This window comes from Clostridium psychrophilum (assembly GCF_018861705.1).
GTDB lineage: Bacteria > Bacillota > Clostridia > Clostridiales > Clostridiaceae > Clostridium_AD > Clostridium_AD psychrophilum.
Genome location: NZ_JAHLEC010000100.1, coordinates 1 through 11652 on the forward strand (window position 1 = coordinate 1; position 11652 = coordinate 11652).

The window sequence follows — 11652 nt, forward strand, 5'->3', positions numbered from 1 at the left end:
TTGAAATTTTCATATTAATTTACAATATTTTCAAGAGGCATAGCCTAAAATTTGAAATAGCTTAACTCCTACCGGAGAAAATATAGCTTTTTGTGGCTTAATCATATTATATGGTAAGAGAAATAGAAGGTACTGTTAATGAAGATAGTGGAGCAACAAATAGAGATAATGTAAAATCAATAAATAAAAATGGAATATGTGAAGAATCACTTATGCCTTATGATATATCTAAATTTACAATTCCACCAAAAGAAGAATCAATTATTAATGCAAAACAATATACAATAAGTTCATATATTGCATTAAATAATTTAAGTGATATAAAACAAGCCTTATCATTGTCAAAACTGGTAATACTTGGTATGGATGTATTTGAAAGTTTTGAAAATAATGAAATAGCAAAAACAGGTAAAATGCCAATGCCATTACCCATAGAGCAAAATCTAGGTGGCCATTCTGTTTTAGTTGTGGGTTATGTAGATGCAGATAATTATTTAATAATCAGAAATTCGTGGGGATCTGCTTGGGGCGATAATGGATATTTTTATATGCCTTATGACTATTTAACTAGTTATACCTTTGATTATTGGATAATGAACAAATAAAAAAACATCTGTTTTTAGATGTTTTTTTATTTGTATTTGTAATAAACACTTGCTATAAAAGCAATTATTGTTTTGTATATAACATTGTTTATTTTATTGATTGTTCAAATAAAAAACATTATTCTTCTGGCATTATTCCTGACAATTCGGCACTAACCAAAATTACATTGCCACAATTCATACAAATAACTGGAACTGCAGAAATTCTAGCATACTGTGTTCCGTCAGGTAATATTTCATTATCAAATTCATTTAATTCAACTATATTTTTTTGTATTTTCAGATTATTCGTGCCACACATTGGGCATGTTTTAACTCTCCATTTTTTGTTTAAATAAGCTTCTATTTTTTTTGAATCAACTTTTATCATAATATTTTTCCTCCTCTTTTTTCATCTTTTAATTATATTATGTTATAATCATGAAAAATATTATATAAAAAGGTTAATTCTAACATTATATGATTATTGTAGTATAAAAAATTCCCCAATTATAGTTTTATTATCCTACAATTGGGGCACTTTTGCTTTTGCACTGTCCATTTTAATATCTAAAAAATTTTACTATTAGAATCCAATCCTTCAAATTGCATATTATAATAATACGCATATATTCCTTCTTTTTTAAGAAGTTCTTTATGATTGCCTCTTTCTTGTATACCCTCATCATTAATAACTATTATCTCATCCGAATTTCTTATTGTACTTAACCTATGAGCTATAACTATTGTAGTTCTATCTTTAGAAAGTTTTTCAAGAGAATTTTGTATATGTCTCTCACTTTCATTATCCAGTGCTGAAGTTGCCTCATCTAAAATTAAAATTGGAGGATTTTTTAAAAATACTCTTGCAATGGAAATTCTCTGTTTTTGTCCACCAGAAAGTTTTACTCCACGTTCCCCAACGTAAGTATCATACCCTTCATCAAGTCCCATTATATAGTCATGAATATTAGCATTTTTAGCTGCCTCAATAATTTCTTCATCAGAGGAGTTAAGCTTGCCATATCCAATGTTTTCTTTTACACTGCCAGCAAACATATATACATCTTGTTGTACAACACCAATAGAATTTCTAAGAGATTCAAGTGTAAGATCTCTTATGTCTTTTCCATCTATTGTAATGCTTCCGGAAGTTATGTCATAAAATCTTGGAAGAAGCGAACTAAGAGTAGTTTTCCCGCCTCCGGAAGGACCCACAAGTGCTATGTTTCTACCAGCCTTTATTTTTATGCTTATATCACTTAATACATTATGTTCGTCACCATAACTGAAAAATACATTTTTATATTCTATATTTCCTTTTACGTTGGTAAGAGTTATAGCATCTTTTTTGTCCACTATAACAGGTACTGTTTCTATAACTTCCATAAACCTCTGAAAACCTGCATATCCCTTTTGAAATAGTTCTGTAAAATTAATTAATATATCAATAGGGTTTATGAATATATTTATGTAAAGAGCATAGACCACAAGATCTGATACCTTTAAAGAACCATCAGTAATAAATAACGCTCCAGCTACTATTATTACCACATATAAAATTCCTTCAAAAAAAGTATTTCCCGCAATAAACTTACCCATTGCAGTATAACTTTCTACTTTAGAATCTAAGTAATCTTTATTTCGTTTATTAAATTTTTTCTTTTCTACTTCTTCATTAGCAAATGATTTTACAACTCTAATTCCTGACAAACTATCTTGTACAGTAGAGTTTATATTTGCTGTTTTTTCCCTGTTTTCTAAAAATATTTTCCTCATTTTCATATTTTGAAAGGTTGAAAAGAATATCATTATTAGAGTAACTCCTAACAAAATAAGGGTCATTTTCACATTTATAAATAATAATATTGTAAATGATCCTAATATTTTCAAAGCCGAAATAAATACATTTTCTGGGCCATGATGTGCAAGTTCTGAAATATCAAACAAATCTGATATTAGCTTGGACATCATTTCTCCAGTATTGTTCTCATCATAATAGGAAAATGGTAAACTTTGAAGATGACTAAATAAATCTCTTCTCATATTATTTTCCATTCTAGCTCCCATAATATGTCCCCAAGTAGCTATAAAATATTGGCAAAAATATTTTATCACATACATAAAAACCAATGCTATCCCAATAAAACCTATGGTGTGAAGAATAAATTGTTTATCTCTAATAAAAAAGTTTTTTGATAAATAACTAAGAATTACCGGAAAAGATATATCCACAGCAGAAACTACTAATGCACAAAACATATCTACAAAAAAAAGAAGCTTGTAAGGCTTGTAATAATTAATAAATTTTTTTAAAATGTCCATAATTTCACCCTTTCTGTTTTTATAAAAAAAATATAATAACACTTAAAATCATTAAATTCTATAAACTTAATTGTATCATATTAATTGACGTTATTATACTATTCCACATATCAAGTATTAAATTATATCCTGAGTCAATGTAGTATAAACGATTACCATGATTTTGTTTATTCAATTAGTTTAGACAATGATGAGATTGTACGAAGTACATAAAAAATAGACAACATTAAATTGTCTATTTTTTATATATTTACAAATTCCAGCAAGCCACCCTATGTCCATCACCTATATCTTTAAACTTAGGTTCTTCTTTTATGCATTTTTCTGTGCACTTAAAACATCTAGTATGGAAACCACATCCTGAAGGTGGATTAATTGGACTTGGCACATCCCCTGTTAATATTATTCTACTTTTCTTCTTAGTTGGATCTGGTATTGGAATAGCTGATAGTAATGCTTGTGAATAAGGATGTCTAGGTGCATTGTAAAGTATGTCTCCATCTGCAATTTCAACCATCTTTCCCAAATACATTACACCAACTCTTGTGCTTACATGTTTAACTACATTTAATCCATGCGCGATAAATAGATAAGTTAAATTAAATTCCTTTTGCAAATCATGAAGCAAATTTAGTACCTGTGCCTGTATTGAAACATCTAATGCAGATACTGGTTCATCACAAACTATAAGCTCTGGATTTAAAGAAAGAGCTCTTGCTATACCAACTCTTTGTCTTTGACCACCACTAAATTCATGAGGGTATCTATTCCTATGAAAACTAGCAAGTCCAACACAATTAAGTAATGATAAAACCCTTTTTTCTATATCCTCTTTTCTTTCTGTTTTGTTTACCTTCATTGGTTCAGCTATTATATCCCCAATGTTCATTCTTGGATTAAGAGAAGAATAGGGATCTTGAAAGATGATTTGAATATTTTTTCTCATGCTTTTTTGCTCTTTTTTTGATAGTTTAGCTATGTCATGTCCTTCAAAGATTACTTGTCCTGATGTTGGAGCCATCAAATTGACTATCATTCTACCAGTAGTTGATTTACCACAACCAGATTCACCAACGAGTCCTAAGGTTTCGCCCTTATAAATATTAAATGATAAACCATCAACCGCCTTAACAAAGCCTGTAGTTCTACCAAATACCCCTGATTTTACAGGAAAATATTTTTTTAAATTTTTGACCTCTAATAATGGTTCCATATTTACACCTTCCCTTCTGGTTTATCACTATATAGAAAGCAACGAACTTTTCTACCTTCATATTCCACAAGTTCCGGTTGTTTTTGCGTGCAAATGTCCATGCATTTACTACACCTATCACTAAAAGAACATCCCCTTGGCATATTTAGAGGATTAGGCACCATTCCAGGAATCATATATAACTCATCTACCTTTTCATCTACCTTGGGAATTGAGAGTAGCAGTCCTTCAGTATAGGGATGTAATGGTTTTGCAAAAAGCTGAAGTGAAGTTGCTTTTTCAACAATCTTACCACAATACATTACTACAACCTTATCTGCTGTCTCTGCAACTACTCCAAGATCATGTGTAATTAAAAGAATCGCGGTACTAAGTTTGTCTTTCAAATTTACAATTAGTTCCAGTATTTGAGCTTGTATAGTAACATCAAGAGCTGTTGTAGGTTCATCTGCAATAAGTAATTCCGGAGTACACGAAAGTGCAATAGCGATCATTACTCTTTGCCTCATACCACCACTTAATTGATGCGGATAATCATTTATTCTTTTCTCTGGAGTAGGAATACCTACAAGTTCAAGCATCTTAACTGCCTCAGCCATTGCCTCTCGTTTTTTTAACTTTCTATGTCTAATTATAGTTTCTGATATTTGCTTTCCTATAGTGTATACAGGATTTAGAGAAGTCATAGGTTCTTGAAATATCATAGATATTTCATTTCCCCTTATATTTTGCATTTCTTTTTTACTTTTCTTTAATAAATCCTCACCTTTAAATATAATTTCTCCGCCTATGATTTTTCCAGGTGGATTTGGTATAAGGCTCAAAATTGATAACGAAGTTACACTTTTGCCGCTTCCCGATTCACCAACAATTGCCAATATTTCACCTTTATCCACCTCGAAGTCAACCCCATCAACTGCATTTACAAGGCCGCCCTTAACTCTAAACTGAGTTTGTAAATTTTTAACTTCTAATAACATTATGTTATCCCCCTTACTGATGAAGCTTTGGATCCAAAGCATCTCGGAGTCCATCACCAAATAGATTAAAAGCAAGCACAGTTAGAGTTATAGCTATACCAGGAAAAAGTATTATATAAGGTGCATTATAAAAATACCCACGTCCTGCCCCTAACATACTTCCCCACTCTGCTTGTGGAGGTTGTACTCCTAGTCCCAAAAATCCAAGTGCCGCCGTATCTAAGATAGCATTAGATACTCCAAGAGTCGTGCGCACAATTATAGGTGAAATTACATTAGGCAATATGTGCTTAAATATTATAGCTGCATCACCATTTCCTATAACTCTTGCAGCTTGAACATATTCACTATCTTTAATTGATAGTATTGATCCTCTAACGATTCTTGCATATTCAGGAATCGTAACAATACTTATTGCAATTATAGCGTTGTCTATACCTTTACCTAATACACTCATAAATGCAATTGCGAGCAATAATGAAGGAAATGCAAGCATAATATCCATAAATCTCATAATTAACATGTCTATCTTACCACCATAATACCCTGCTAGAGACCCTACAAATATCCCTATAGATAATGCTATTGCAACGGCTGTAATACCAACTCTTAAAGAAATTTTAGTACCATCTATTATCCTACTTAGAATATCACGTCCCTGCTCATCTGTTCCAAACCAATGAGCACTAGATGGTTTTTGAAGACTTTGTGACAAATCCCCTATGTTTGGCTTGTAAGGCATTATTAATGGTCCAAAAATTGCAATGAATAGTAAAATTATTATTATTATAAGCCCTACTAAGGCTGCTTTATTTTTTTTAAGCATATACCATGCATTTCCAAATTTAGATTCTTCTTTAGGAGCTTGTGGCAATTTTGTTTCTTCATTCTCATTTATTGATTTAGTTTTCATTTATAACACTCCTTTAAGAATACTTGATTCTTGGATCTATAAACGCATAAATTATATCCACGATTAGATTAACAAGCACAAAAATTACTGCCATCATCATAACTGTACCTTGCACTACTGGATAATCTGTGACTAAAATTGCATCTACTACGTATTTACCAACTCCTGGCCATGAAAATACAGTTTCTGTTAATACTGCTCCACCTAATAATGATCCCAGTTGAAGTCCTATTACTGTTATAATTGGAATTAAAGCATTTTTAAGTGCATGTCCAAATATAACTGGTCTTTCTAACAGACCCTTTGCTCTAGCTGTCCTAATGTAGTCCTGTCTTACAACTTCAAGCATAGTGGAACGAGTCATTCTTGCAATAATAGCAGTGGATGCTGATCCAAGTGCTACCGCTGGCATAATTAGGTGTTTTAAAGCACTCAAAAATGCTGGCATATTACCTGTAGCTAAAGAATCTATTAAATAAAGACCTGTAATCTTAATTGGTTCAAGGCCTATATCTATTCTCCCAGAAACCGGCAACCAATGAAGTTGCACCCCAAAGATTAGTATAAAAATTAATCCTAACCAAAATATAGGCATAGATACACCTAGTAATGATATTATCATACAGATATAATCAATAATTGAATTTTGTTTAATTGCAGAAATAACTCCCATAATTATTCCGAAAATTGAAGCAAATATAACAGATGCCAATGCAAGTTCAATTGTAGCTGGAAAACGTGCCATTATTTCATCCCATACTGGAGTTTTTGACATAAGCGAATTACCCAAATTCCCGTGAAGTATGCCATTTAGGAAATCCCAATATTGAAAATAAATAGGTTTATTAAGTCCAAGTTGTTCTCTTAAAGCAATAATTTGATTTTGGGTTGCATGCTGTCCAAGTATTGTAGCGGCCGGATCTGTGGTAAACATGTGCATAACCAAAAAAACAAGTATTGATACCCCCAGCATAACAGGTATTAGTAAAAGCAATCGTTTAATAATATATTTAACCATGGTTACCTCCTCTTTAAATCTTAAAAAGTGGAATATCGCTTATTGCGGTATTCCACCTAGAATATTTTTAAATATACTTATTTATCTACACCACTAAAGAACACTGTTCCAGTTGGATGTATCTTAAACCCAGTAACCTTAGGTGAATATGCTGCAAGAGCCTGTGCATGTGATATTGGAAGCCATGGTGCATCCTTTGCAATTATCTCTTGAATTTGCTTGTAAACTTTATTTCTTGCTTCTCCATTTGGTAATTCTCTACCTTTTACAAGTAAAGCATCAACTGCAGGATTTGAATATTGAGCTGAATTCAAAGTAGACTTAATCTCTTTTGAGTCAACAAGCGAGAGGAAGTTATCTGCATCCCCATTATCACCTGTCCAACCATAAAGAAATATATCTCCTTCTCCATTAGCAAGTTTTGCTTTGTAATCAGTCCAATTGTAAGAATCTATTGTTGCAGTTACTCCAATTTTTGCTAAGTAGTTTTGAATTGATTCTGCAAGTTTTTGTCCACCAACTGTATTATAAGGTCTTGGATTAGAATAAGTAATAATCTTAACCTTTAAGTTTGATTTCCCAGCATCTTTAAGCATTTGTTTTGCTTTTGTTACATCATAATTATATGGCTGAACGCTCTTATCATAACCAGGCATAAATGATGGAAGCGGGCTGCTAGCTACACTTGAATATCCTTGATATAGATATTTAACTAATTCATCACGATTAATAGCATGAGAAATAGCTTCCCTAAGCTTAACATCATTAAATGGTGCTCTTGAGCAATTAAATCCCATATAATTAATATCCATTCCTTCAGTTTGGTATATTTTCATATTGCTAGATTTTAATTTTGCAATATCATTAGGGTCAACACCGTCAATTATATCTGTTCCACCAGTCATTAAATCACTTGCACGAACTGAATTTTCTTTTGTAAACTTAAATACTATGTTATCTGCCTTTGGTTTAGCTCCCCAATAGGTATCATTTTTCTTAAGTTTTATTGACTGATTTTTGTCCCATGATACAAAAGTATATGGTCCTGTACCAACCGGGTTTTCAACAAATTTAGTTCCATATTTTTTTGCTGCTGTTGGACTTACGATTGGAGCTGCAAGACACATAGCAAGATTTGCTAAAAAAGGAGTATATTTATTTTTAAGCGTAAATTTAACTGAATAATCTCCTGTTTTTTCAAGTTTAGCTACTGGTCCAAAAGTAAAAGATGCATAAGGCATATCATCTGTTGCCTTTGGAGGAAGTTGTCTTCCAACGCTATATATTACAGCATCAGCATTAAAAGGTGTTCCATCTTGGAACTTAACATTCTTTCTTAAGTTAAAGGTATATTCTTTTCCATCAGCACTAATTTTCCAATCCGTAGCAAGACTAGGTTCAATGTCAGTAGACCCTTCCTTGTATTTAAGCAAACCTTCATAAACATTAACTATAACCTTAGCTGACTCTCCATCATCTACATAAGCCGGATCTAGTCCTCTAGGATCAGCTCCTTGAGAATAAATTAATGTCTTTTTTACCGCAGTCTTGGTTGAACTTCCCGTGCAACCCGTAAGTGCTGCACTTAATACAAGCACCCCCGTTAGCATAATAGCAAGATATTTTCTTTTCATATTATTTGCCCCCCTAAAATGTATATCATTATTAAACTATCATAATAAGCATTGCCACTTTAATTGTTTGAATTTTTAAAAAACAGCAAGTTATTAATGATATGTATTCATTTAATTATTTAGCCTATTTTAGCATCATACAGTTTATAATGCAAGTTATATTTTATAAGGATCATTTTTTTATATATTATTCTTATATAAGGCTAATATATGCTACGGCTTATAATCTTATGAATTTTAGTTTTAAATTTATTTCATAAGTTATCGTTGATATGAATTAGATTCCAAGTTTATTTAATAATAATTAAATATCTATTAGAGCAATTGTATTTAAATATTTGCTAATTGAATCAAATTATATTGAAATTTGCTCAATATATTAATACCTAAGACAAAATATTAAGCAAAAACATGAAATACCTGTCGAATAAAGTTAGTAACAAATAAAACATAGATATAAATATAGGAGCTAAAATCATTTTGTATTAACGATTTTAGCTCCTATTAATTTTTGAATATTTATTTATGCCTTAATTAAATATTTAACCCTATTTCATTTGCAGTCCAAATAGCATTCATTATATTTGTGGCATTATTTGCATCTCCAACAATATATAAGTCAGCTATTTTGCCATTCATTTTATAAAATAATTCTCGATCTGATTTAAAACCAACTGCTAAAATCACAGTATCTGCTTTAATTTCCTTCTTACCAAATTTGTTATTAATTAATATTACCCCTTCATCAGTTACTTCTAATAAAGCAGTATTCGTAATCTTTTGTACTTTATTAATATTTAATAAATCAATTAACATTATTTTATTCATATGTGGGATAGGTTTACCTGAACTTAAAATGTCAGTAAAAGCTTCCACTATCGTTACTTTTTTGCCTTGCTGAGCAAGCCATAAAGCAGTCTCACAACCAACGAGTCCTCCACCTACCATAATTATATTTTTACCAACAACTTTAATACCATCTAGCACATCTGTTGCGGTCGAAACCTTATCTTTATTAATTCCAGGAACTTCATTTAACATTACTTCATTAGACCCTGTTGCTATAACAACCGCATCAGGTATTAATGTATCTATCATTTTCTCTGTCACTTTAGTATTCATTACTAAATTAACATCTAAAACCTTCATTTCGTTTTTGTACCAATCGAGCAGTCTTCTATCATCAAGCTTAAAATCTGGCTTTGAACCAGCTATAACGTGTCCTCCTAATTCATTAGTTTTTTCATAAAGAGTGACATTATGTCCTCGCATTTTAGATATTCTAGATACCTCCATACCTGCAAGTCCACCACCAATAACCATTATGTTTTTAGGCTTATTGGTAAGTTTTATTTCATAATACCTTTCCCGTCCTGTTGCTGGATTTACAGCGCAAGATAATGGTTTATTTTCAAAAGCTCTTCCAAGACATCCATCATGGCATCCAATACAAGGACGAATTCTTTCTTCTTGCCCTAATAAAGTTTTTCTAGGCCAATATGGATCTGCTAAAAGTCCTCTACCAAGAGATATCATATCTGCTTGATTATCTACTAAAGCTTTTTCTCCTATGCCAGGAGTATCCAATTTACCTGCTACGATAACAGGAATTTTTACCACTTTCTTTAATTGCTCCGTATACGGCAAATATAATCCATGTTTTTGATAAATAGGAGGATGAGACCAATACCAAGCGTCATATGTACCAACATCAGTATTTAATTCATCATATCCAGCTTCCTCTAGTATCTTTGCAGCTTCTAGACCCTCTTCTAGGTCTCGGCCTTTTTCTTCATAAGCCTCGCCTGGTAGTCCACCTTGTCTCCAATCTTTTATACAACTCTTTATACTATATCTTAAGCCAACAGGGAAATCCTGCCCTGCATTCTTCTTGATTTCATGAAGTATTTCAATAGGAAGCGTTAATCTACCTCTTAAATCTCCACCATACTTATCCGTCCTTTTATTAAATATTGCGAGCGTAAATTGATCTAACAAATAACCTTCGTGTACTGCATGTACCTCAATTCCATCGTAACCCGATGCTTTAGCAATCGCTGCAGCCTCACCAAATTTTTTTACTATCTTTTCTACTTCCTGCGTTGATAATTCTCTACATGTAACAGATGGATCCCAATAATTTGGAATTGCCGAAGCGGAAACTGGTTGTTTTGCCATTAAAATAGGAGCTCCACTTCTTCCAAATCCCATAGTCAACTGAAGAAATATCTTTGTTCCATAAGCATGTACTCTTTCAGTAAGTTCTGAAGATGTCTGAATAAATTTAGCTGGATTTCCAGTTGCGCAAGGGAAAGCTGGCATTATTGTTTTATCTATTTCATTTTCTACTTTAACTATACTTGTTATTATGAGTCCAGTTCCACCCTTAGCTCTTTCTACATAATAATCAATAGCTCTTTGATTAAATGCGCCATCATCTGAGATTAAGCCAAATGCTCCCATTGGTGCCATTGCAATTTTGTTTTTAATTTCAACATTTCCAATCTTAATTGTTTCAAACAGTTTGTTTTTTCTCATTTTCATTCCTCCATATTTTTAATATAGTTTTGCAAAATCTAATATTTTTACTTATGAACTTAAACTCTGCGTATAAAAATGTGACTTAACAATTGATAATCAACATAGTGTATTGAATAATTAATAGTGGTAAATTCATTTTACCACTATTATAATGTATATGTTTACATATCTTGAAATAATTAATTTTAATTACTCCTTATTTGTATTATTCATTAGTATATTATTGTAAATAATACTAATAAAAATTCCTTTTTTACCAAATATTTTCTATAGTGAAAGAGTAATGGGTGTTTACTCCTTCACTAATAGTGGAACGTTAAAAATAACAAAACAAAAGAACAAAATCTCCCTACGGTCGAGTAAAAACCCTTATGCCAAGCAAATATGATAATCTCATCGTCCTTTGATTATCATATTTGCATCACATTCTGGGCATAGAACAAT

9 protein-coding genes are annotated in these 11652 nt (G+C 31.7%); 1 reads left to right on the forward strand and 8 read right to left on the reverse strand.

The window, feature by feature from the left end:
• Positions 1-110: 110 nt before the first annotated feature.
• Positions 111-605 (forward strand): C1 family peptidase, encoded by a 495-nt coding sequence (locus KPL38_RS15400; protein WP_216290044.1) that lies wholly within the window; start codon positions 111-113, stop codon positions 603-605.
• A gap of 118 nt (positions 606-723) precedes the next feature.
• On the opposite strand, the gene KPL38_RS15405 is transcribed toward KPL38_RS15400, so the two are convergent.
• The 8 genes from KPL38_RS15405 to KPL38_RS15440 all read right to left on the reverse strand — a co-directional run bounded on the left by KPL38_RS15405 (position 724) and on the right by KPL38_RS15440 (position 11211).
• Entirely contained in the window at positions 724-975 is a 252-nt protein-coding gene (locus tag KPL38_RS15405) for a hypothetical protein (protein ID WP_216290045.1), read from the reverse strand.
• 179 nt (positions 976-1154) lie between these two features.
• A complete protein-coding gene (locus KPL38_RS15410) occupies positions 1155-2909 on the reverse strand; it encodes an ABC transporter ATP-binding protein (RefSeq protein ID WP_216290047.1) in 1755 nt (584 codons plus the stop codon).
• Between the two features lie 250 nt (positions 2910-3159).
• Positions 3160-4122 carry an ABC transporter ATP-binding protein gene (locus KPL38_RS15415; RefSeq protein WP_216290049.1) on the reverse strand — a complete coding sequence of 321 codons (963 nt, stop codon included), beginning with the start codon at positions 4120-4122 and terminating at the stop codon, positions 3160-3162.
• Positions 4123-4124: 2 nt separating this feature from the next.
• Positions 4125-5102 (reverse strand): ABC transporter ATP-binding protein, encoded by a 978-nt coding sequence (locus KPL38_RS15420; RefSeq protein ID WP_216290050.1) that lies wholly within the window; start codon positions 5100-5102, stop codon positions 4125-4127.
• 13 nt (positions 5103-5115) lie between these two features.
• Entirely contained in the window at positions 5116-6015 is a 900-nt protein-coding gene (gene nikC / locus KPL38_RS15425) for a nickel transporter permease (RefSeq protein WP_216290051.1), read from the reverse strand.
• A 13-nt stretch (positions 6016-6028) separates the two neighbouring features.
• Positions 6029-7033 (reverse strand): ABC transporter permease, encoded by a 1005-nt coding sequence (locus KPL38_RS15430; protein ID WP_216290053.1) that lies wholly within the window; start codon positions 7031-7033, stop codon positions 6029-6031.
• A gap of 77 nt (positions 7034-7110) precedes the next feature.
• Positions 7111-8667, reverse strand: coding sequence for an ABC transporter substrate-binding protein (locus KPL38_RS15435; protein WP_216290054.1), 1557 nt, complete (start codon positions 8665-8667; stop codon positions 7111-7113).
• A gap of 534 nt (positions 8668-9201) precedes the next feature.
• Positions 9202-11211, reverse strand: coding sequence for an oxidoreductase (locus KPL38_RS15440; RefSeq protein ID WP_216290055.1), 2010 nt, complete (start codon positions 11209-11211; stop codon positions 9202-9204).
• Between the last annotated feature and the right edge of the window lie 441 nt (positions 11212-11652).

Bases quoted from the DNA above. Each gene is read 5' to 3' on its own strand.
- KPL38_RS15420 (WP_216290050.1), bottom strand. From the start codon at position 5,102: ATGTTATTAGAAGTTAAAAATTTACAAACTCAGTTTAGAGTTAAGGGC.
- nikC (WP_216290051.1), bottom strand. From the start codon at position 6,015: ATGAAAACTAAATCAATAAATGAGAATGAAGAAACAAAATTGCCACAA.
- KPL38_RS15415 (WP_216290049.1), bottom strand. From the start codon at position 4,122: ATGGAACCATTATTAGAGGTCAAAAATTTAAAAAAATATTTTCCTGTA.
- KPL38_RS15405 (WP_216290045.1), bottom strand. From the start codon at position 975: ATGATAAAAGTTGATTCAAAAAAAATAGAAGCTTATTTAAACAAAAAA.
- KPL38_RS15440 (WP_216290055.1), bottom strand. From the start codon at position 11,211: ATGAAAATGAGAAAAAACAAACTGTTTGAAACAATTAAGATTGGAAAT.
- KPL38_RS15410 (WP_216290047.1), bottom strand. From the start codon at position 2,909: ATGGACATTTTAAAAAAATTTATTAATTATTACAAGCCTTACAAGCTT.
- KPL38_RS15400 (WP_216290044.1), top strand. From the start codon at position 111: ATGGTAAGAGAAATAGAAGGTACTGTTAATGAAGATAGTGGAGCAACA.
- KPL38_RS15430 (WP_216290053.1), bottom strand. From the start codon at position 7,033: ATGGTTAAATATATTATTAAACGATTGCTTTTACTAATACCTGTTATG.
- KPL38_RS15435 (WP_216290054.1), bottom strand. From the start codon at position 8,667: ATGAAAAGAAAATATCTTGCTATTATGCTAACGGGGGTGCTTGTATTA.